This is a genomic window from Amycolatopsis sp. NBC_00355 (assembly GCF_036104975.1).
Taxonomy (GTDB): domain Bacteria; phylum Actinomycetota; class Actinomycetes; order Mycobacteriales; family Pseudonocardiaceae; genus Amycolatopsis.
In genome coordinates, this window is sequence record NZ_CP107982.1 from 7,156,732 (window position 1) to 7,177,250 (window position 20,519).

18 protein-coding genes, 1 tRNA gene and 1 pseudogene are annotated in these 20,519 nt (G+C 71.0%); 10 read left to right on the forward strand and 10 right to left on the reverse strand.

The annotated features are described in order from the left end of the window. Nucleotides 1-102: 102 nt before the first annotated feature. Nucleotides 103-780 (forward strand): DUF4383 domain-containing protein, encoded by a 678-nt coding sequence (locus tag OHS18_RS32690; protein ID WP_328446095.1) that lies wholly within the window; start codon nt 103-105, stop codon nt 778-780. Nucleotides 781-806: 26 nt separating this feature from the next. Here the strand turns inward: OHS18_RS32690 and OHS18_RS32695 are convergent, their stop codons facing one another. From OHS18_RS32695 to OHS18_RS48620, 3 genes and pseudogenes are all read right to left on the reverse strand, one after another. Next, nucleotides 807-1,796 carry an SCO0930 family lipoprotein gene (locus OHS18_RS32695; RefSeq protein WP_328446092.1) on the reverse strand — a complete coding sequence of 330 codons (990 nt, stop codon included), beginning with the start codon at nt 1,794-1,796 and terminating at the stop codon, nt 807-809. Between the two features lie 302 nt (nt 1,797-2,098). Beyond that, nucleotides 2,099-3,226 (reverse strand): lyase family protein, encoded by a 1,128-nt coding sequence (locus OHS18_RS48615; protein ID WP_442875436.1) that lies wholly within the window; start codon nt 3,224-3,226, stop codon nt 2,099-2,101. 123 nt (nt 3,227-3,349) lie between these two features. Continuing rightward, nucleotides 3,350-3,991, reverse strand: a pseudogene (locus OHS18_RS48620) (lyase family protein); the annotation flags it as partial. A 119-nt stretch (nt 3,992-4,110) separates the two neighbouring features. On the opposite strand from OHS18_RS48620, the gene OHS18_RS32705 reads away from it, so the two are divergent. Further along, the gene (locus OHS18_RS32705) at nt 4,111-4,743 is read left to right on the forward strand and encodes a TMEM175 family protein (protein ID WP_328613451.1); all 633 of its coding nucleotides are present in this window, start codon (nt 4,111-4,113) and stop codon (nt 4,741-4,743) included. Nucleotide 4,744: 1 nt separating this feature from the next. Here OHS18_RS32705 and OHS18_RS32710 read toward each other — a convergent pair whose 3' ends face one another. Continuing rightward, nucleotides 4,745-5,278: a DinB family protein gene (locus OHS18_RS32710; RefSeq protein ID WP_328613452.1), complete on the reverse strand. Its 534-nt coding sequence runs from the start codon at nt 5,276-5,278 to the stop codon at nt 4,745-4,747. Between the two features lie 211 nt (nt 5,279-5,489). Here OHS18_RS32710 and OHS18_RS32715 point away from each other — a divergent pair, with 211 nt between their 5' ends. Then, nucleotides 5,490-6,338 (forward strand): hypothetical protein, encoded by an 849-nt coding sequence (locus OHS18_RS32715; RefSeq protein ID WP_328613453.1) that lies wholly within the window; start codon nt 5,490-5,492, stop codon nt 6,336-6,338. A gap of 18 nt (nt 6,339-6,356) precedes the next feature. Here the strand turns inward: OHS18_RS32715 and OHS18_RS32720 are convergent, their stop codons facing one another. Next, a complete protein-coding gene (locus tag OHS18_RS32720; RefSeq protein WP_328446085.1) occupies nt 6,357-6,902 on the reverse strand; it encodes an AAA family ATPase in 546 nt (181 codons plus the stop codon). A 107-nt stretch (nt 6,903-7,009) separates the two neighbouring features. On the opposite strand from OHS18_RS32720, the gene OHS18_RS32725 reads away from it, so the two are divergent. Continuing rightward, nucleotides 7,010-7,082 (forward strand) — tRNA-Lys (locus tag OHS18_RS32725). 193 nt (nt 7,083-7,275) lie between these two features. Continuing rightward, nucleotides 7,276-7,758 (forward strand): SixA phosphatase family protein, encoded by a 483-nt coding sequence (locus tag OHS18_RS32730; RefSeq protein WP_328613454.1) that lies wholly within the window; start codon nt 7,276-7,278, stop codon nt 7,756-7,758. Nucleotide 7,759: 1 nt separating this feature from the next. Here the strand turns inward: OHS18_RS32730 and OHS18_RS32735 are convergent, their stop codons facing one another. Then, a complete protein-coding gene (locus OHS18_RS32735; RefSeq protein ID WP_442875294.1) occupies nt 7,760-8,461 on the reverse strand; it encodes a S1 family peptidase in 702 nt (233 codons plus the stop codon). Between the two features lie 254 nt (nt 8,462-8,715). On the opposite strand from OHS18_RS32735, the gene OHS18_RS32740 reads away from it, so the two are divergent. Next, on the forward strand, nt 8,716-10,563 hold the full coding sequence (locus OHS18_RS32740; RefSeq protein ID WP_328613455.1) for an ArnT family glycosyltransferase: 1,848 nt from the start codon (nt 8,716-8,718) through the stop codon (nt 10,561-10,563). On the opposite strand, the gene OHS18_RS32745 is transcribed toward OHS18_RS32740, so the two are convergent. Further along, nucleotides 10,553-10,924 (reverse strand): hypothetical protein, encoded by a 372-nt coding sequence (locus OHS18_RS32745; protein WP_328618618.1) that lies wholly within the window; start codon nt 10,922-10,924, stop codon nt 10,553-10,555. The two genes, OHS18_RS32740 and OHS18_RS32745, sit on opposite strands and share 11 nt — an antisense overlap. Before the next feature lie 22 nt (nt 10,925-10,946). Next, nucleotides 10,947-11,312: a hypothetical protein gene (locus OHS18_RS32750; protein WP_328446062.1), complete on the reverse strand. Its 366-nt coding sequence runs from the start codon at nt 11,310-11,312 to the stop codon at nt 10,947-10,949. Between the two features lie 449 nt (nt 11,313-11,761). On the opposite strand from OHS18_RS32750, the gene lanKC reads away from it, so the two are divergent. The 4 genes from lanKC (at nt 11,762) to OHS18_RS32770 (ending at nt 18,603) form a co-directional block, all read left to right on the forward strand. Further along, nucleotides 11,762-14,326, forward strand: a complete 2,565-nt coding sequence (gene lanKC / locus OHS18_RS32755; protein ID WP_328446061.1) for a class III lanthionine synthetase LanKC — start codon at nt 11,762-11,764, stop codon at nt 14,324-14,326. A 37-nt stretch (nt 14,327-14,363) separates the two neighbouring features. After that, nucleotides 14,364-14,507: a SapB/AmfS family lanthipeptide gene (locus tag OHS18_RS32760; protein WP_155548626.1), complete on the forward strand. Its 144-nt coding sequence runs from the start codon at nt 14,364-14,366 to the stop codon at nt 14,505-14,507. 128 nt (nt 14,508-14,635) lie between these two features. Next, nucleotides 14,636-16,303 (forward strand): ABC transporter ATP-binding protein, encoded by a 1,668-nt coding sequence (locus tag OHS18_RS32765; RefSeq protein ID WP_328613456.1) that lies wholly within the window; start codon nt 14,636-14,638, stop codon nt 16,301-16,303. Then, nucleotides 16,300-18,603, forward strand: coding sequence for an ABC transporter ATP-binding protein (locus tag OHS18_RS32770; protein WP_328613457.1), 2,304 nt, complete (start codon nt 16,300-16,302; stop codon nt 18,601-18,603). Before OHS18_RS32765 ends, OHS18_RS32770 begins: the two co-directional genes overlap by 4 nt. Nucleotides 18,604-18,838: 235 nt before the next feature. On the opposite strand, the gene OHS18_RS32775 is transcribed toward OHS18_RS32770, so the two are convergent. Together OHS18_RS32775 and OHS18_RS32780 are read right to left on the reverse strand one after the other, a co-directional pair. Further along, the gene (locus OHS18_RS32775; RefSeq protein ID WP_328446055.1) at nt 18,839-19,252 is read right to left on the reverse strand and encodes an acyl-CoA thioesterase; all 414 of its coding nucleotides are present in this window, start codon (nt 19,250-19,252) and stop codon (nt 18,839-18,841) included. Beyond that, nucleotides 19,246-20,478 carry a hydroxyacid-oxoacid transhydrogenase gene (locus tag OHS18_RS32780; protein ID WP_442875295.1) on the reverse strand — a complete coding sequence of 411 codons (1,233 nt, stop codon included), beginning with the start codon at nt 20,476-20,478 and terminating at the stop codon, nt 19,246-19,248. The genes OHS18_RS32775 and OHS18_RS32780 overlap by 7 nt, the downstream gene beginning before the upstream one ends. Between the last annotated feature and the right edge of the window lie 41 nt (nt 20,479-20,519).

Genomic DNA, 20,519 nt, shown 5'->3' on the forward strand with positions numbered 1-20,519 from the left:
TGATCGGACGTCTGGGGGTTTTCGCCTCGTTTCGCGCACAGTGGTCGCGGGGTACCTGGGTGCGGTGACAGTCGTCACCACATGCTGGGAAGGACTGGAGTCATGGCTCACGCGAAAGGCGCACGCATCCGGGTTCGCGGCCTGCAGCCGGCGCAGGTACTGGCCGGACTGGCCGGGATCGCGTTCATCATCGTCGGCATCATCGGATTCACCAGGACCGGCGTCGGGAACTTCGCCGGTCATCACGACGCCGGGTTGTGGCGGTTCTCCGGCAACCCCCTGACCAGCCTCGTCCGCGTCGTCACCGGCGTGGTCGGTCTGCTGCTCGCCTTCGGTTCGGGCCGCGCCCGGACGTTCGGCTGGCTGCTGTTCATCGGTTACGGCGCCCTGTTCGTCTGGGGCCTGATGATCGACGGTCTCATCTCGAACAACCCCTTCGCCACCGCCGGCAACCCGATGGACCTCGGCCGGGCCGACACCTGGCTGCACCTCGGTGTCGCCGCGCTCGGTCTGCTGATCGCCGTCCTGCCGGCCCGCCGCACCATTCTCGTGCCCGAGGAAGACGAGGTGGTCGACGAGCCGACCGTCGTCGAGCAGCGCACGGACCGCGTGGTGGACAACGACCGCGTGACCGAGAAGCACCACGTCGCGAACGACGACCGCGTCGCCGTCGCCGACACCGAAGAGCCGCGTCGCCGCTCGTTCCTGCGTCGCCGGGACAACGTGGAACGAGGCCCGGAAGTCGCTCGTGAAGAGCGTCCGCCGGGCCTCGCGCACTAGATCAGTTCCTTCGGGTGGTCAGGGCTTCAGTAGCTGTAGCCGCCCGAAGAGTCGTTGGAGCTGCTTCCCGTACCGCCGCTGCTGGCCGGAGCCTGGCTGGTGGCGGCGGTCGCGGGGTTGGTGCCGAGCTTGCAGCCGGCGGGCTCGATGACGAACCAGGTGCCGTTGACGCCCATGCCGTTCGCGTCGCCCGGCTTCAGGTCCTTCGAGAAGGTGTAGACGGGCCAGCCGCCGATGGTGACCTGCTCGGTGCCGTCCGCGCGCTTGATGCTGCCGAGCAGCTTCGAGTCGATGCCCTGCAGTTCGACCTTGCCGTTCGACAGGACCGCGGGCCAGGTCTTGGCGCAGTCGCCGTTGCAGGCGGAGGTCTTGGCCTTCTTGGTGTCCTTGGTGAACAGGTAGAGCGTCATCCCGTTCTGGTCGGTGATCGCGTCACCGAGGCCGTCGATCTTGGTGGCGCTGAGCTTGACGACGCCGGCTTCGGTGCCACCGGTCGCGGCCTGCCCGGCCTTGCCACCCTTGGCGTTCGAGGCGTACCAGGCGCCACCGACCCCCTGGCCGGTCGCGTCACCGGCCTTGGTGTCCTTGGCGTAGCGGTAGAGCGCCCACCCGCCGACGGTGATCTGCTCGGTCCCGTCGGCCCGGGTCACCTTCCCGACGAGGCTCTTGTCGACCCCTTGCACCTGGACGTCCCCGCTGGCCAGCATCGGCGGCCAGGCCTTGGCGCAGTCGTCGGCGCAATTGGACTTCGGCGGCTTCGCCGTGTCCTTGTCGAACCGGTAGAGAGTCATGCCGTTCTGGTCGGTGAGGACCTGGCCCACGTTGGCGACATCGGCGACGACGAGTTTCGACTCGTTCGACGCCGGGGCTGCGTTCCCGATCTGGCCGCCGCCAGTGCCACCAGCAGCCGCCGGAGCGACAACGGGCTGTGCGGTTTCGGCGCCCGAGCAAGCGGTGAGCACTGCCAGCCCGGCTGCCGCAGCGGCGACGGAGACGGCGATGCGCGTGCGAAGCATGGAAGTTCTCCTTGTGTCCGTAGGGTTTTCCGCCGCTCGGTGCGGCTGCCTGATACCCACTACACGGACACTCGGCGAAGGCGGTTCAAAGTATTTTCGCGGACCTTCCGGCCCAGGCCGAGGCGCTGAGCCCAGCCGCGCAGGTCGTCAACTACGCGGCCCGCGGCCTTCTGCCTGCCCGTAGCCTCGCTCGCCGTAGTGCAGGCCTGCTGCCCGCCCGCGGCTCTATCCGCCGTTGTGCAGGCCCGCTGCCCGCCCGCGGCTCTGTCCGCCTGCGGCGCTGCTCGCAGTTGTATCGGCCTCTACCTGCCCGCGGCTTCGCCCGCCGTCGTGCCGGTCGTGGTGCCGGTCGTCCTGCCGGCTGTCGTGCCGGCCGCCCTGTCGTCGCCCAAGGCGCGATCGACCAGAGCGGGCGCCGCACCGGTGTAGCCGGCCGGATTGAGAAGCCCGTCGAGCGCGGCCGGGGTCAGCACGCCGGTGATGGCGGGCACCTCGTCCAGCACCTCACGCAGCGGCCGGTCCTCACGCACCGCCCGCTGGGACGCTTCGCCGAGCAGCTCCTTGGCCGCGGCCTTCCCTAACAACGGCGCAAGCACAGCCGAAAGCCGTTCGGAGACGATCAGCCCATGCGTCGACGCCAGGTTGTCCCGCATCCGGCCAGGCTGCACGATCAGCCCCCGCGCCAGCTCGACGGCCGTGTGCGCGGCGCCCCCGGTCAACCGCAGGCACTCACGGACGAGCAGCCACTCGGCATGCCAAACCCCAGCCGAACGCTCATCCTCGGCGAGCATCGACTGCGTGACACCGGCAGCCAGCACCGGCACCTGCAGCGCGGCCGACCGGATCAGCGTCGCCAGCACGGGGTTCCGCTTGTGCGGCATCGCCGTCGACCCACCCCGCCCATCGGCAACAGGCTCGGCAACCTCGCCGAGCTCGGTCCGGGTAAGCGTCTCGACATCGACCGCCAGCTTCCCCAGCGCGCCGGCCGCGAAGGCAAGTGCCCCGGCGAGGTCCACGACGGGCGTCCGCAGCGAGTGCCACGGCAGCACGGGCGCAGCCAGCCCGGTCTCCTCGGCAAACGCCGCGGTCAGCCGCTCCGCGTACCCAGCGTCGGCCGGCCCTGCGCCCGCCGGCCCACGGTCCGCAGTCGCCGCGCCCGCAGGCCCAGCACCCGCGGGCTCACTAGGTCCGGCGTCCGCGAGTCCAGCGTCAGCCGACCCGGAGTCGGCGGGCACGCCAACGGCCGGGCCGGCGCTGGCAGCCACTCCGCCAGCAGGCCCAGAGCAGGCAGGCACGCCTGCGGGACGCCCAGCCTTGCCAAGCCCAGCGTCATCCGGCTCAGCAACGGCAGGGCCAGCATCGGCGGGCTCGCCAACGGCCAACCCGGCATCAGCGGGTATGCCAACGGCCGGCCCGGAGTCGGTGGGCATGCCAACGGCCGACCCGGCGTCAGCGGGTATGCCAACGGCCGGCCCGGAGTCGGTGGGCACGCCAACGGCCGACCCGGCGTCGGCCAGCCCGGCGTCAGCCAGCCCCGCGTCAGCCAGCGCGGCGTCGGCGAGGCGCGCGTACTCGACGTACGCAGCCAGCGTTCCGGCCGCGCCGCCCAGGGAGACCGACAGGCCGCCGTCCAGGACACGCCGGACCCGGACGGCCGCGTCCAGCACCAGCTGCCGCCAGCCCGCGGCCTTGAGCCCGAACGTGGTCGGCACGGCGTGCGCCGTCAGTGTGCGGCCGGCCATGACCGTGTCCCGGTGCTTGCGAGCCAGCCCGGCCAGCGCCTCGGCGGTGGCGTCGAGGTCGTCGGCGAGCGGCCGCAGCGTCCGGTCCGCGACCAGCATCATCGCCGTGTCGAAGATGTCCTGGCTGGTCGAGCCGCGGTGCACGTACTCGGCGGCGTCGGGCGCGATCGCCCCGACCGCCGACGTCAATGCCTTGACCAGCCCGACGACCGGGTTCGCGGTCGCCCGCGACCCCCGCGCCAGCTCGACGACGTCGATCCGCGCACTGCCCGCCGCCTCGGTGATCGCGGCCGCGGCCGCCGAGGGCACCGTGCCGAGCCGGGCCTGCGCCCTCGCCAGCGCGGCTTCGGCGTCGAGCATGGCGCGCAGCCAGGCTTCGTCACCGGTCGACGTCTCGGCCGGGGTCCCGGCCCGCACCGGGGACAGCAGTCCGGAATCGGGGTCGACGGTCATGGCGTCAGCATCGCACGCGTCCGGCCTCCCGCCCGGCCGAGCAACCACCCCGGGAGGCGCGAGCGCGTCGGCCGACCTCGGCCGCCGTCACCCGATCGCGTCTGGCACCCTTTCCGACCATGACCGACGCCACACCCGGCGAAGACACCGCCGCCGCATCCCAGGAACGGTTGTTCGCCGCCGAGCGGCTCGTCTTCTTCTCCGACGCCGTCGTGGCCATCGCCATCACCCTGCTCGCGCTCGAGCTGCCGCTGCCGGAGGGCTCCACCGGCACCGAGCTGCTGCACTCACTCGGCGATCACAAGTCCGAATACATCTCCTTCCTGATCAGTTTCGCGGTCATCGGCGGGCACTGGCGCGCCCACCACCGCCTGTTCGAACACGTCACCACCGTGAACTCCGGCCTGATCAGGCTCAGCTTCGCCTGGCTGCTGATGCAGGTGATCATGCCCTTCGCCACGAAGGTGATCGGCGAAGACGGCGCGTTCGAATTCCGCTTCGTCTTCTACGCCCTCGTGCAGGTCATCGCGATGACGGTGTTCGTCCTGATGGTCTGGCAGATCCAGCGTCACCACCTCCACCTCGCGGACACCCCGCCGGAGCTCTTCGGCAGGACCTACCGCGGGGCCGGCGTGATGATCGCCGCCTTCGCCGTGTCGATCCCGGTCGCGTTCTTCACGGAGTGGGCCTACGCCTGCTGGATCGTCGTTCCGCTCGTTTCCGGTCTCCTCCTTCGGTTCCGCAAAGCCTGATTCACTCGCCCGTCACGCCGTCGACCCGTTCGCGGATCAAGTCGGCTTGTCCACAGTGGCGCGCGTACTCGCCGATCATCCGCAACATCAGCCAGCGCAGGGTGAACGGCGTGCCGGTGCTGATCCGGGTGCCGGTCGAATCCAGTGAGCTCGCCGCGACGATCGCGCGTGACCGCTCGCATTCCGCGTGCCACAACGCGAATGCCTCCTCGACGTCACCGTCCAGCACGGTGAACTCGAAGTCCGGGTCGTCGTCGGAGGTGTAGAGGTTCGGGACGTCCTCGCCCGCGAACTGGATCCGGAACCACCACCGTTCGACGCCGGTGAGGTGCTGCAGCAGCCCGTGCAACGACAGTGCCGACGGTGACACCGAGCGCTCCGCCAGCTGCGCCGGAGCCAGACCGGCGCACTTCAGCTCGAACGTGCGCCGGTAGTAGTCGACGGTCTCGGTCAGAGCCTGCAGCTCGCCCGCGACCTGGGTCAGCTCGGCGCGCTCACCGGTGAGCCGGGGCCCGTAGACGATGTGTTCGGTCATGTGCGGAGCGTGCCAGAAGGGTACGACAATTTCGGTTCGCGGCGGCTGGCGGTGACCGGGCAACGGCCGAAAAGCCCAGTTCAGACACGGTTTCGCGGACCCGGTAACGAATCTTCGGGAGCGACGATCTGATCTTCGTCACCTGCTGCGCAGTACCAGTCCCCACCGGTCGGAGCGGCACCCTTCGGGTCCGGAAACAGGAGAACGAACTATGGAGCGAACCGGTCGAAGAACCGCTGTCCTGGCCGCGCTGACCGCGGCGGCCCTGGTGGCGATCCCCGCGGTGGCGTCCGCGGCCCCGCCCGTCAGCGCCCTCGAAGTCAGCGACACCAGCCTCCACGCCGGCGACACGTTCACGGTCACGGAGCAGCTCTACAACCCGAACGACTTCACGGTCACCGGGGCGAAAGCGGCGGTCTACACCAAGGAAACGCCGATCGTCGACCTGGTGGACCTGGTGTCCTGCACCGGTTCGATCGCGCCGTGCGCGCCGTACTTCAGCAGCTACCGCGGCGGCGTCGGCGACCTGGCCCCGGGTGAGAGCGGGTCGGTGACGTTCACCTTCAAGGTCAAGGACGACGCCGCCGGCGGCCAGTTCACGTTGCAGCACCAGTTCGCGGGCGACAACTACGCGTTCGGCGTCGAGGACGGCCCGGCCGTCACGATCACGGCCGCGCAGAAGGCCGACGTCAAGGTCGCGCTGACGGCCACCCCGCGCATCGGCGTGTTCGCCCGCGTCGACTACGTGGTCACGGCGTCGAACACCGGCCCGGCCTCCGCGACCGGCGTCCGCGTGACGGTCAACCCGGGTGCGAACCGCACGGTCACCTCGTTGACCGGCTGCACCAAGACCGGCGCGACGCTGAGCTGCACGATCGGCACCCTGGCCCCGGGCGCCTCGGCGACGGCCAAGTTCACGTCCGAGGGCGGCATCCTCGCCTGGGGCGCGTTCACGGCCACGGCTCAGCGCGCGGCGAGCACCCCGGCCGACCCGAACACGGCCAACGACGCGGCGTCGAAGAAGTGCACGGCCTACACGGGTCTCTACGTGACGTGCTGATCCGTCCATAAGGGAGCGTCAGAGCGCGAAGTCCGCCGTGCGGCCCCGTTGCCGCACGGCGGACGCGGTCTCCTCGACGCTCTGCTCCGAAGTGTCCAGCACGAACCGCTCGAGCTCACCCAGCGCGGTGAACGCGCCGTGCATCCCCTTGATGGGCTCGACCTCGGTGAGCTCCCGCCCTTCACGAGCGGTCCCGCGCGCGAGGGTCACTTCGAGGCTCGGCCGCAGCACGACGTAGAACAGGTCCAGACCGTCCCGCACCGCGGCGTCACGGAACGGCTGCAGCGCCCACGGCCCGACAATGCCGTCGAGGACGACGTCGTAGCCTCCGCGGGCGTAGCCGCACGCGGCATCGGCGAGCACGCCCAGCACGACCTCGTTCTGCCGCGCGGCGCCGGGCAGGTACGGCGGCACGAACCCGGTCCGGATCCAGACGTAGAAGCTGTCGGTGTGCAGGTGAACGGTCGGCCGCGCCGCCCCCGTGGCGACCAGCTGAGAGACGGTGGACTTCCCGGCCCCGGGCGGCCCGGTCAGGATCAGCAGCGAACCGGCGTTGTCAGGCATGGACGCCATCATGGGCAGCTCCGCCGGCCAAGACCAGTCTTGACCTTCCCGGCGGCCTGATCCACCCGCGGACAGCGGCTGAGCGGGCCCCGCTAAGCTGGTAGCACGGGCCGTTAGCTCAATTGGTAGAGCTGCGGACTTTTAATCCGTAGGTTCTGGGTTCGAGCCCCAGGCGGCCCACTCAAGTTCCCTGGTCGGCGGCCATCCCCGTCGCCGGCGGGTGCGGCTGCGTGGGAGGCTTCGCGTGAGCCGACCGGCTCTTCAGCGTGTGGACTTCGTGGCTGTGGGCCGCGGTGCTCGGGGGTCTCCGCCCGCAGTGGGTATCTCTACGTGAGCCGTCGAGTGCGGCCGGAATCCGTGGGACGGTGGTGACGTGGACCAGACCCGGTTGCTTCTTGTTCTCCGGCACGCCAAGTCGGCCTGGCCGTACGGCGTTGACGATCACGAACGCCCGCTCGGGCCGCGGGGGCTCAAAGACGCTCCCAAGGCCGGGCGCTGGCTGCGGGAACACGGCTACCTGCCCGAGCGCGTCCGCTGCTCCACCGCCCGCCGGGCGCGGGAGACCTGGCAGCTCGTCTCCGGGGAGTTCGAACAGCAGCCGCTCGTCGAGTTCGATGATGAGCTCTACGGCGGGGACTACCTGGACATCGCGCGCCGGACGGCGGACGACGTCACGAGGCTTGCGCTTGTCGGGCATGAGCCCAGTGTCAGCGAGGTGACTTTTCAGCTCGCCGGAAGAACTGCGATCGACGCGTTTCCGACCGGTGCCGTTGCGGTATTCGCGGTGACGGAAAGCTGGGCCCGTCTCGAGCGGGCCCAGCTGACCGCTTTCTTCCGGCCGCGGGATTTCGCCTGAATCAGACTCCGGCGACCGAGGAAATCCAGCTGCGGTAACGCGTGATGTTCGTGTACGCGGTGTTGTTCGAGCGGTCGCTCGTCGACGCGACGCCGACCTGGCGGCCTGAGGCGAACATCGGTCCGCCCGAGTCGCCGCCGGCCGTGATGCCGTTGACGCGGTTCGCGCACACCGCGATGCCGCCCGCGTAGTCGCTGCAGCCGATCGAGTTCACCCGGACCGTGGCGACCTTCAGGTACCGCGACTGGCAGTTGATCTCGGAGCCGCACTGGCTGGTCGCGCCCCAGCCGTAGACCGAGACGTTCTGGCCGACGGCCACGTTGCCGACGGCGCCGAGCGGGGAGTACGTCGCGCTCACCGACGTCGTCAAGCGGACGATCGCCAGGTCGGCGCTCGGATTCCTCGTGATCGTGGAGCCGGTGGCCGTGGTGCCGCCGGTGGTCTGGTCCAGGCTGCCGATCCGGAACGTGTACGTCCCGGCGCTGCTGACGCAGTGTTTCGCGGTCAGGATGTACTGCGGCGCGATGATCGTCGCGGTGCAGTTCTGCTGGCCGTTCACGAACAGCCGCGCCGCCCAGGGACCGCTCGAAGCGTTGCTGCCGCCGATGATCGACGTCTGCGCCGTCGCGGGGCCGGCGAGGCCGACCACGGCCAACGCCGTACTCGCGGCCAGCAGGACGAATTTGCCGAAGCGTACTTTCACGCTCACTCCTCATGGGTGCGGGGTGCCGCACGGAAAAGGCCGGTGGGGACCGAACGTGAGGATTGTCCGTTTACGAGACGAATTTCCGGAACCGCCGAAAGTCGTCCGGCGAACCCCTATTTATTTCCGGGGGTGGGCTACCTACTGTTTCCGCGCTCAACCCACGGGTGGAGATCCCGGATCAATCCCGGGCTTGAGGACTCCGGCGCCGCGCCGCCCTAGCGTCCTTGTGCAAAGGGGACCGGAGGGGAGACATGACGGCGAGAAGTGAGCGCGTCGCGCTGGGGGCGGTGCTGGTCGTCGCGGCGACGCTGTGGTGCTGGGCGTTGGGCAGCCGGACGTTGCAGCCCTACTACGCCGCCGCGGTGCATTCGATGTCCCGGAACGTCGAAGCGTTCTTCTTCGCGGGCTTCGACCCGGCCGGGGTCGTCTCGGTCGACAAACCGCCGCTCGCGTTCTGGACGCAGACGCTCGGCGTGGCCGTGTTCGGCTTCCACCCCTGGGCGATCGCGCTGGTCCAGGCCCTCGAAGGCGTCGCCGCGGTGTTCGTGCTGCACCGGGTCGTGCGACGCTGGGCCGGGCCGGGGACGGCGTTGCTCGCCGCCGCTCTGTTCGCGCTGACGCCGATCACCGCGGCGATCAACCGCGACAACCTGCCCGACACGCTGCTCGTCCTCCTTCTGCTGCTCGCCGCGTACTGCGTCACGCGCTCGGTCGAGGGGAACGGGACGCGCTGGCTGGTGTGGGCCGGCGTGTTCGTCGGACTCGGCTTCCTGACGAAGATGCTCGCCGCGTGGATCGTGCTGCCCGGGCTCGCGCTGGCGTACTTCGTCGGGGCGCGTGAAGGCCGCCGGTTGCTCCGGCTCGGCCTCGCGGGCCTGGTGACGCTGGTCGTGTCGCTGTCCTGGCCGGTCGTCGTGAGCCTGTGGCCGGGCGCGAAGCCGTTCGTCGGCAGCACCACGGACGGCTCGGTGTGGCAGCTCGCCTTCGGCTACAACGGCGTGACGCGGCTGGTCGGCGGGGCGACCGGCGTCGGTGGCGGGTACGGCGCCACGGTCGGTGCGGCGCTCGGCGGCGGCCCGGGTCCGCTGCGGCTGTTCGACGCCGAGGTCGGCGGGCAGATCGCCTGGCTGCTGCCGCTCGCGCTCGGGTCGCTGGTGGTCGCCGTGTGCCGGGCCCGCGGCGCGACCCCGGAGACCAAGGCGGGCTGGGCGTTGTGGGGTGGCTGGCTGGTCGTGGGCGCCGTCGTGTTCTCGTTCACCGGCGGCATCTTCCACGGTTACTACACCGCCGAACTCGCGCCGGCGATCGCCGCGCTCGCGGCGTCCGGCCTGGTCACGGCCTGGCGGTGGCGTGACGCCCGGTTCGTGCTGCCCGCCGCGGTCGTCGCGACGGCCGCGCTCGCGTTCGTCATCCTGGCCCGGACGCCCGGGTGGCTGCCGTGGCTGCGGTACACCGTGCTCGCGCTGGCGCTGCTCACGGTCGTCGCGGCCTTGCTGCGAAGCCGGATCGTGGTCGTGACGGGCCTGGTCACGATCGTCGCCGGGCCGGCGGCCTACGTCGTCGACACCGCCGCGCGGCCGGTCAGCGTGCTGGAGTCCGCCGATCCGAGCGCCGGGCCGTCGTCGACGCCCGCGTTGAACAGAGTCGTCGGCGTCAACACGGGTGAAGGCGCCGAAGCCGCGTACGTCCGCTTCATGGACAGCGCGTACGAGCTGAGTCCCGGGCAGCGCGAAGTGCTCGCGTACGTGCGGGGAAGCACGCTCGCCATCGAGGGTGGGACGTACGGCGCGGACCCGTTCCTGCTCAACACCGACGCCCGCGTGGCGCCGCTCGGGGGTTACCTCGGCTTCGACCCGGCGCCGGCCGCGGCAGACCTGCCGAGCTGGGTGACGGCGGGGAAGCTGCGGTTCGTGCTGCTCCCGCGGGTGTACCTCGAGATCGGGCGCGGCGGTGGTTCGAAACAGGTCATGGGTGACGCGGGTGAGCTGGTCGGCCGGATCGGCTGGGAGGCGAAGCACTGCCGCCCGGTGCCGCCGGCCCGGATCGGGCCGGACGCCGCGACGGCCGGGGTGCTGTTCGACTGCGCGGTCAGGCAGTGACGCGCGCCGGGGCCGACTTCCGCAGCCAGTACAGGCCGATGACCGGCAGGACCAGCGGGATGAAGAGATACCCCTCGCCGTAGACCGACCAGACGGTCGGGTGCCGGAACGCGGCCGCGTCGACGATGCTCAGCGTGCCGATGGTCAGCACGCCCAGCAGCTCGATCGAGCAGGCGGTCAACGCCACGCGCCACCAGCCGTCGCCGCGGCGGGCCAGCGCGATCGTCGCGACGATGTAGACCACCGCGGCGAACGCCGAAAGGATGTACGCGAGCGGCGCTTCGTGGAACTTCGTGCTGATCTGGACGCCGGCCCGCGACGTCGCGGCCAGCGCGAAGATCGCGTACACGGCGACGAGCACCCGTCCGGGGCCGGTGGCCGTCCTACGCTGTTGCTCCACTCCACACCTCGTTCAGTCGCAGCACCATCACCGGGATGGCCAGGCAGGCGATGCCGAGCACGACCGTGCTCGACCGGCTCCGCTCGGCCAGCGCCCAGGCCGCGCCGGCGGGCAGCACGACCAGGCAGCCGATCAGGTAGGCGAGGAACGTCGCCAGGCTGCCGGGGCGCTCACCGCCGGCGAGCAGCACGATCCCGATCACCAGCTGGACGATCAGCAGCACCTCGATGACCGCGAGCGCGATCAGGAGCGCGTTGTCCGGCTCCCGGTTGCGGGCCGACTGGACGAAGCTCCAGAGCGCGACGAGCGTGGCCGCCACGGCGACCGTCACGGCGAATCCGAAGATCACCCGTTCCTCCTTCCGGTCCGCCGGCGTCAACTTACTCCGGGCTACCCGGCGGCCCGCCGGGCGAGTGCCGCGGGCGTGGCGCGGGCCACGCCGGGGTGCTCCACAGTGGACCGGACAACCAACCCGATCTCGCGATATCGGGAAAATTGATCACGAGGTGTCCTTGATGGCATTCTGCCAATTCGCCGGGTTATTCCCGGGGAGCCTTGTTCGGACCTGCGGGAATGACGAAAAGACCTTCGTGTTACACCCCGACAGAGTGGTTGGTTGCCTGGCGGAAATCACGCTGGGTTCGGCTACCGCCTGGTAAGTGTCTCTTTTGCCTACCTCGGATAGCCCAGTTGAACCCCCGGGTTGGCGGATTGGCGTAGGCCCGTTCGGCATGGGGGAATATTCCTCGTCCCGGAAGCCATGCCGCACCGGGGGAACGCACAGAGGGGCAATCTTCGATGGACCTGCGCTACGAAGCTTTTTGCTTCGCCGACCCGTTGTTCTACGACGAACAACAGGAAATCGGTGCGTCGGTCGACGAGTACGCCTCGGCCCTGCCCGTACCGGAGGCCGGCTGGCTCACCGCCCAGCGCGGCGTGTGGCGGGTCCTGCACCCCGAAGGCCGTGAACTCCCCGGCCAGGGCTGGAAAATCCACGTCTCCGCCGGTCTGGGCAACGCTCGGCGGGTGCTCGTGCAGGTGCACGAGTACTGTCTGGAGTACCGGGTCGCCTACAAGCACTTGCGCTCCCCGCTGATCCTGCTGGCCCGGAACTCGAAATACGCGCCCCGCGACGGCAGCGGGAAACTGATCACGATTTATCCGGCGAATGAAGACGAGCTCAAGCGGGTGCTCGACGATCTGTCGGTGCGTCTCGAAGGCGAGCACGGGGCCTATATCCTGAGCGACTTGCGGTACGGTGACGGCCCCCTATACGTCCGCTACGGCGGATTCGCCGAGCAGTGGGTCGAACACGAGGGCAACCGCGTCCTGGCGATCCGCAAGCCGGACGGCAGGCTTGTTCCCGACAAACGGGAACCGACGTTCTCCGTCCCCGACTGGGTGAAGATTCCGGCCTGTTTGCAGAGCAGTATCGCCGCCCGCAAGGCCGGCGACCCGGCTCAGTTCCCCTACCGGGTGACGAGTTCGCTGCACTTCTCCAACGGCGGCGGCGTCTACCTCGCCGACCCGAAAGCGGGCGGTGACCAGGTCGTCCTCAAGGAGGCGCGGCCCCACGCCGGCCTGGACCGGGCCCAGGTCGACGCCGTCGAACGGCTGCGGCGCGAGCACGACGTGCTCGACAAGCTCACCGGCATCCCCGGCGTGCCCCGCGCCATCGAACAGTTCACCGTCTGGGAGCACCACTACCTTGCCATGGAGTACATGCCCGGCACGTCGCTCGGCAACTGGCTGGCCCGCAACTACCCGCTGACCAGGCGTGACACCACCGAAGCCGATCTCACCGCCTACGCCGAGCGCGCGCTGGCCGTGCTGGCGAAGGTCGAGGAGACGGTCGAGGCGATCCACGCCCGCGGGTTCGTCTTCGGTGACCTGCACGCGCTGAACATCCTGATCGACGAAGACGACGAGAGCCGCGTTTCGCTGATCGACTTCGAAATGGCCGCCGACGTCGAGTCGGGCGAACGGCCCGCGCTCGGCGCGCCGGGCTTCCGGGCGCCGGCCGACCGGGTCGGCTTCGAGATCGACGAGCACGCTCTCGCGGCGCTGCGGCTGTGGCTCTTCCTGCCGCTGTCCGCGCTGCTGGAGCTGGCGCCGGCGAAGCTGCGCGGCATCGCCGACTTCGTCGAACGCCGGTTCGGCCTGCCCGAGGGGTACGCCGACGCCGCAGTCGCGGTGCTGGCTCCGCGTGCGAAATCCACGGAGCCGGCACCGGTCCACACCGAGCTCGACCAGGAGAAACCGGACTGGCCGCTGGTCCGCAAGCAGATCGCCGAGGCGATCCTCGCGAGCGCGACACCGGAGCGCCAGGACCGGCTGTTCCCCGGTGACATCGAGCAGTTCCGGGTCGGCGGCGCCTGCTTCGGCGTCGGTGCCGCGGGCGTGCTGCACACCCTCGACGTCACCGGAGTCGGGCGGTTCCCCGAGCACGAGCGCTGGCTGATCGAGTCGGTCCACCGTGACCCGCCGACCCGGCCCGGGTTCTACGACGGCAGCTACGGCATCGCCTACGTGCTGGAGAACCTCGGGCACCACGACGAGGCGAGCCGGCTGCTGACGTCGTCGGCGCGGCTCGTCGAGCAGACCACCGACCACGCGCTCGAGGGCGGCCTGGCCGGCATCGGGCTGACCCTGCTGCACTTCGCCGCGGCCCGGCAGGACAACGAGTTCGGCCGGCAGGCGCTCACCACCGCCGTCCGGCTGGCCGAGGCGCTCGAAACCGCGGCGCCGCCCGGGAAGTTCGCCCGTGCGGGCCTGCTGTCCGGCTGGTCCGGGCCGGCGCTGCTGTTCATCCGGCTGTTCGAGCGCACCGGCGAGCCCGCCTGGCTGGCGTTCGCCGACCAGGCACTCGGCCGTGACCTCGAAGAATGCGTACTCGCCGACGACGCGTCACTGCAGGTCCGGGACGGCGCCACGCGGACGCTCCCGTACGCCGGCATCGGCAGCGCGGGGATCCTCCTGGTCGCCGAGCAGCTGGCGCGGTACCGGCCCGAAGCCGCCGCCTGCGAGAGCCTGCCCGAGCTGCGCCAGTCGTGCCGCGGCGAGTTCGTCATCCACCCCGGCCTGCTCTACGGCCGGTCCGGGCTCGCGGTCGCGCTCGGCATGGGCGCCGAACCCGAGCAGCGGGTCCGCGACGCGATCGACCTGCACCTGGCCCGGCTGGCCTGGTACGCGGTGCCGTTCCGCGGCGGGCTCGCCTTCCCCGGCAACCAGCTGCTGCGGTTGTCGATGGACGTCACCACCGGCGGCGCGGGGATCCTCCTCACGCTCGCCGCTCTCCTGGACGGCAAGGAGGTGCTGCCCTTCCTGGGCGGCACGCCGTCCCCCCACACCTCCGGTCGCTGAGGACCGGCGGAATCGAAGAACAATCGAGAGGAAAACCATGGAACTCGTTCTGGAGCTGCAGGCCCTGGAGACCCCCGAGGTGCTCAACGGTGGTCACGGTGGCGGTGGCGGCGCGCCGTCGAACCTGAGCCTGCTGGCCTCCTGCACCAACAGCACCCTCTCGCTGCTGACCTGCCACTGACCTGGCGGATCGCACGCAAGTAGTGCCTAGGTGAACAGTGCGGGAGCGGCACAGGCCAAGTGCGCCGCTCCCGCACGTTCATTGTGGCCCCGGTACCGCCTTCGCGGTACATCGTCCGAAGGAGTGAGATGCGGGGCTCCGCCGATCGGCTGCTGGCCCGGGTGGCCAGCCTCGATCGACCGAGACTCGCCGCCATCGTCGTCACGGCTTTGGTCGCCACAGCGGCCGGGCTGCTCCTTCCCAGCGCCCTCGCGGCCGCGGTGGACGCCGTGGTCGCGGGCCGTCCGAGCCGGCCCGAAGTCTCCTGGCTGCTGCTCGTCGGCGGCGCGGAGATCGCCGCGGACGTCATCGGCGGAATCCTGACCACCCGCGTGACCGCGACGGCGTCCGCGTGGTTGCGTCGCACGCTTTCCGACAAGCTCTTCGTGCTCGGCACCCGGTCGAAGTTCGCCGAAGGTGACGCGATCAGCAGGCTCACCGGCGACTGCGTCGGCGCCGGCGGCATCGTCACGATCATCGTCCAGTGCGGCTCGATGCTGGTCATCTCGTCCGGCGCCGTGGTGTTGCTCGCGGTGCTGGACTGGCGCCTCGCGCTCGTGTTCCTCGGCAGCATCCCGTTCGCGCTGCTGCTCGCCCGCAGTCACCTCAAGCACACCGCCGACGATGTCCTTGCCTACCAACAGGTTTCCGGCGAACTGGCGGCCCGGATGATCGACGCCGTCGCCGGCCTTCGCACGATCGCCGCGTCCGGCACCGCCGACCGTGAAGCCGAACGCGTGCTGCGCCCGCTCCCGAAGCTGACCCTCGCGGGCATGGGCATCTGGCGCACGCAGGCCCGCATGGTCTGGCGCGCCGGCCTGCTCACCCCGGCCGTCGAGCTGGCCGTGCTGGCCGCCGCCGGGTTCGGCGTGCTCGCCGGCCGGCTCAGCGTCGGCGACGTCGTCGCGGTGCTCGGCTACGTCGCGCTCGCCCTCGGCCTGGTCACCCAGATCCCGCTGCTCACGATGCTGTCCCGCGCGCGCGGGTGCGCCGAACGGCTCGCCGAGGTCCTCGACGAGCCCGAACCCGAGCGCGGCAAGCTCCCGCTGCGGCCCGGCGCCGGCCGGCTGGACCTGCGCCGCGTCGGCGTCACGGGCGCCCTGGCCGAAGTCGACCTGACCATCCGCGGCGGCACGTGCTTCGCGATCGTCGGCCGTTCGGGCGCAGGGAAGTCCGTGCTCGCCGGCGTCCTCGGCGGGCTGGTCACGCCCGACCGGGGACAGGTCCTGCTCGACGGACGTCCCCTCGCGCGCATCCGCCCCGAGGAGCTGCGCGCGGTGGTCGGCTACGCGTTCGAACGCCCCACACTGCTCGGCGCGACGGTCGCCGACGCCGTCGGCTACGGCACGTGGGCGGGCGAGTCCGCGATCCGCGCCGCCTGTCAGACCGCGCAGGTCGACGAGGTCGTCGTCCGCCTGCCCGACGGCTACCGCACCCCGCTGGCCGAGACGCCCTTGTCGGGCGGCGAAGCCCAGCGTCTCGGGCTGGCCCGGGCGATCGTGCACCAGCCGCGCGTGCTGATCTTCGACGACGCGACGGCCAGCCTCGACACGGTCACCGAGGCCGCGGTCGAGCGCGCGCTGGCGAGCGCGCTGCCCGGCCGGACGCGCGTCGTCGTGACCCACCGGGCCGGCACCGCCGCCCGCGCGGACCTCGTGGCCTGGCTGGAAGAGGGCCGGATCCGCGCGGTCGCCCCGCATGCGGCCCTCTGGCGGGAGCCGGGATACCGCGGGGTCTTCACGGAGGACGACGAGTGAGCCTGCGCCGGTTGTACTGGTCCGCGCTCACCGGGCAGTGGCGTGGCGGCGTCGTGCTGCTCGTGTGTTCGGTGCTCGAAGGGCTCCCTGCTTTCTTTTCGGGTCGGTTGGTCGAGTTGTCCGTGGACCGCGGTTTCGCCGTCGGCGACCCGCGGACCGGGCTCGGCTGGCTGGCGCTGTTCGGGCTGGCCGCGGTGCTGGGCGCGTTCGGTTCGCGGATGGTCTGGCACCAGCTCGGCAAGGTCGTGGAACCCCTGCGCGACGCACTCGTGACGGCCGTCGTGCGTGGCGTGCTGCACGACGAGTCCCCGCCGCGCAACCAGCCCGATTCGAGCGGGGTCGCCCGGATCACCCAGCACGTCGAGGTCGTCCGCGACGCGACCGCCGGGCTGCTGGTGCAGGCCCGCGCCATGCTGGTGACGACGGCCTCGGCGCTCGCCGGGCTCGTGACCGTCGCCGGCGCACTGGTGCTCCCGGTCGCCGTGCCGGTGGTCGCCTCCCTGGTCGTGTTCGGTTGTCTCCTTCCTTCGCTGGCTCGTCGTCAGCGCGCGCTGGCCCTGGCCGACGAGCACACGGCCGCGACGGCCGGCGCGTCCCTGGCCGGGATGCGCGACGTCGTGGCGTGCGGCGCCGAGCCGATCGCCGCGCTGGCGATGTACGACGCGGTCGACGCCCAAGCCGCGGCCGCCGTGCGGGTCGCGCGGTCGAGTGCCCTCCGGTCGCTGGTGATCTCGCTCGGCGGGTTCTTGCCGCTGCTGCTCGCCCTGTGGCTGGCCCCCGGCCTGGTCGCGACCGGCGAGCTGACCGCGGGCGCGGCCTTGGGCGCGCTGGTCTACCTGGCCACGACGATGCAACCGGCGCTGCGCGGGCTGGCGGCGACGGCCGGCACCGTCGTGCTGCGCCTGCTGGTCGCGCTCCGCCGGCTCGCGGAGACGGCCGAACTGCCGGAACGTCCGGACGGCACGGCGACCCCGCGCGGCACCGACGTCCGGGTCCACGCCCTGACGTTCGGCTGGGGCGCGACGGCCGAACCCGTGGTCCGTGGTCTGGACCTGGGGCTGCGGCCGGGGGAGCACCTCGCCGTGGTCGGCCCGAGCGGGATCGGCAAGTCGACACTGGCCGGCTTGCTGACCGGCATGCTCACCCCGCAGGACGGCCGGGTGCTGCTCGGTGGCGTCCCGGTCCGGGACGTGCCCGCGGTCCAGCGCCACGAGCTCGTGGCGCTGATCCCGCAGGAGGCGTACGTCTTCGCGGGAACCGTCCGCGACAACGTCGCCCTGTTCGCCCCGTCAGCCTCGGACGACGCGCTCGCCGCCGCCGCGACCGCGGTGGGCGCGGGCGCGCTGCTGAGACGGCTGGGCGGTCTCGACGCCGAGATCGGCCACGGCGGCGAAGGCATCTCCGCAGGCGAAGCGCAGTTGCTCGCGCTGGCCAGGGTGTACGCCGGTTCGGCGCGGTTCGTGATCCTCGATGAAGCCACCTCCCATCTCGACCCGGTGTCGGAAGCCCGCGCGGAGCGGGCCTTCGCCGCGCGGGGTGGTGTGCTGGTGGTGATCGCACACCGGCTGTCGTCCGCGCTGCGCGCGGACCGTGTCCTGGTCATGGACGGCCGCGAGACCGCGGTGGGCCGGCACGCCGACCTGCTGGTGAGGTCGGCGCGCTACGCGGAGCTGATGCAGGCCTGGGCGACGCCGGTGGCTGGGGGAGCAGCCGCCGAAGGCGCTGGATCTGCAACTGCGGGCGGGGTCGCCGGCACGGAGTCCGCGGCAGCAGCCGCGGGTGGTCTGGTCCGAGGCGCCGCGACGGCTGCGGCCGCCGACGGGGGTGGTTCAGCCCCTGCCGCTGGCACGACCACGACCGCCGCCGGTGGTACTGCGACCGCTGCTGCCGCCGCCGCTGGCACGACGACCGCCGCCGGTGGTACCGCGACCGCTGCTGCCGCCGGCGGCTCAGCGGTTGGTGCTGCCACGCGCGCTGCTGCCACCGCTGCTGGTGCCGGTGGTGCCGCGAGCGCCGCCGCCGCCGACGCCGATGGTGGTCCAGCCCGTTCCGCTGCCACGACCGCTGCCTGTGCTGCCGCGACCGCTGCTGCCGCCGATAGTTCCGAGATTGCCGTCTCCGTCAGCAGCCCCGTCGGCGGCGCGTTCTCGGGCGACCTTGCCGATGACGCCCCGGCAGTTGTCTCGGGTGACCTTTCCGTCCGTCCCGGGACCACCGCCGCGGACGTGCCCGTCGACGCCGCCACGGAGCCACCTCCGTGGCGGCCTTCGCCGGTACCGCGTGCCGTCCGGGCCAGGTGACCACTCGCCCGTCCACTGTGGACATATTCTCTACCGTCCACGTTACCGCCGCCAAGGGACTCCGGAACCCGTCATCGCGAATCTGTGGATAACTCGGCCTTCCTGTCACCACATGTGGATAACTCGGGTCGATCGCCGGTTTCTGTCGGTGGGGTCGTGCATGATCGGAAGCAACGGAAGAACACGACTCGGACAACCGCACCGCCAGAAGGAGGTGATCAGCCGGCGGGGCACGTCATCCGGGTTGCAGTTCTTCCAAGGCCCCGCGCAGCTTGCCGGACACCGGAACCGGCCGGCGCGTCTCGCGGTCCACGAATACGTGCACGAAATGGCCCTCCGCGACCAGCGACTCGTCGGCGGCGTACATCCCGATCTCGTAGCGCACGCTGGACTTCCCCAGGTGTGCGACACGCAAACCGATCCGCAGCGAACCAGGAAAGGACACCGATGAGTGATAGCCGCAGTGCGACTCGACGCACAGCCCGATCACCTCCCCTGTCTCGAGGTCGAGACCACCCTGCTCGATCAGCCACGTGTTGATCACCGTGTCCATCAGTGAGTAGTGCACCACGTTGTTGACGTGCCCGTAGACGTCGTTGTCCTTCCAGCGCAACGGAACCGTCTGCCAGTGCGGGTAACCGTTCACCACAGGGACACCGAGTCGCGCAGGATGCCGGCGAGGTCCTCCTTGGACGCCTCGCGGGGTGCAGTGGCCAGCAATCGCTGCTGCTTCAGGGTCCCTTCGACCAGTGAGTCCACATCGGACTCCGTGTAGCCGACGGCGCCGATGCCGTCCGGGATGCCGATCTTCCGCATCAGGTCGACCAGCACCGCGGGCAGGTGGCCGGCGGCGTCGCCGGACCACTCGAAGCCGGGCGCCAGCAGGCGGGCGACTTGCCGGTGGCGGTCCGGCGCCGCGTCGAAGGTGAAGCGGAACGCGGCGGGCGCGGTCAGTGAGACGGCCATCCCGTGCGGCACCATGGGTTCGTCACCCGGGTAGCCGTCCGGGTGGAAATCCCTGACCTGCCCGGCGATCGGGTACGCGTTCGCGTGCGGGATGTGCACGCCGGCGTTGCCGAACCCGAGGCCCGCGAACGTCGCGGCCAGCGCCATGGCCTCGCGTGCCTTGAGGTCCGAGCCGTCGCGCACTGCGGCGGGGAGGGCCCACGACAGCAGCCGGAGCGACTGCTCGGCGAACATGTCGGCCAGCGGGTTCGCGCCGCAGTACGGCACGCGCTGCTCCGGGCGCTTGCGGTCGAACTCGGTGTACGGCTTGGCGGTGTAGCTCTCCGCGGCGTGGCACAGGATGTCCATGCCACTCGCGGCGGTCACGCCGGCGGGCTGGCTGACGGTGAGCCGCGGGTCGACGACGGCGAGGGTCGGGCGCAGCCGCAGGTGGCTGATCCCGCTCTTGACGCGCAGGGACAGCACGTCCAGGACGCAGACGGTGGTGCTCTCCGAACCGGTGCCGGTGGTCGTGGGCACGGCGACGAGCGGCTTCAGCGGGCGATCCGGTGCGCGGCCGCCGCCGACCGGTGCGTTGACGTAGTCCATGAGGTCGCCGTCGTTGCTGGTCAGCAGGTTCGCGGCCTTCGCGGTGTCGATCGAGGAACCGCCGCCGACGGCCACAAAGGCGTCGTACGGACCGGTTCCGCGGGCGAAGTCAACCGCCTTCTGCATGCTGACATCGGTGGGTTCGACGTGTACGCCGTCGAAGATCTCGGTCTCGATGCCGTAGCCGGTGATGCCGTCGGCGATGCGGCGCGGCCAGCCGGTCGCGGCGACCTGCGGGTCGGTCACGACCAAAACCCGGCGCGCGCCGTACTGCGTCAGGTCGTAGCCGATCTCGTCGCTGGCGCCGGTGCCGTACTTCAATGCCGGTGCACCGTAAGTAAAAACGGTTTCATGTTCCGTCG

Bases quoted from the DNA above. Each gene is read 5' to 3' on its own strand.
- OHS18_RS32710 (WP_328613452.1), bottom strand. From the start codon at position 5,278: ATGACCGAACACATCGTCTACGGGCCCCGGCTCACCGGTGAGCGCGCC.
- OHS18_RS32720 (WP_328446085.1), bottom strand. From the start codon at position 6,902: ATGCCTGACAACGCCGGTTCGCTGCTGATCCTGACCGGGCCGCCCGGG.
- OHS18_RS32740 (WP_328613455.1), top strand. From the start codon at position 8,716: ATGACGGCGAGAAGTGAGCGCGTCGCGCTGGGGGCGGTGCTGGTCGTC.
- OHS18_RS32715 (WP_328613453.1), top strand. From the start codon at position 5,490: ATGGAGCGAACCGGTCGAAGAACCGCTGTCCTGGCCGCGCTGACCGCG.
- lanKC (WP_328446061.1), top strand. From the start codon at position 11,762: ATGGACCTGCGCTACGAAGCTTTTTGCTTCGCCGACCCGTTGTTCTAC.
- OHS18_RS32690 (WP_328446095.1), top strand. From the start codon at position 103: ATGGCTCACGCGAAAGGCGCACGCATCCGGGTTCGCGGCCTGCAGCCG.
- OHS18_RS32695 (WP_328446092.1), bottom strand. From the start codon at position 1,796: ATGCTTCGCACGCGCATCGCCGTCTCCGTCGCCGCTGCGGCAGCCGGG.
- OHS18_RS32760 (WP_155548626.1), top strand. From the start codon at position 14,364: ATGGAACTCGTTCTGGAGCTGCAGGCCCTGGAGACCCCCGAGGTGCTC.
- OHS18_RS32765 (WP_328613456.1), top strand. From the start codon at position 14,636: ATGCGGGGCTCCGCCGATCGGCTGCTGGCCCGGGTGGCCAGCCTCGAT.
- OHS18_RS32705 (WP_328613451.1), top strand. From the start codon at position 4,111: ATGACCGACGCCACACCCGGCGAAGACACCGCCGCCGCATCCCAGGAA.
- OHS18_RS48615 (WP_442875436.1), bottom strand. From the start codon at position 3,226: ATGCCCACCGACTCCGGGCCGGCCGTTGGCATACCCGCTGATGCCGGG.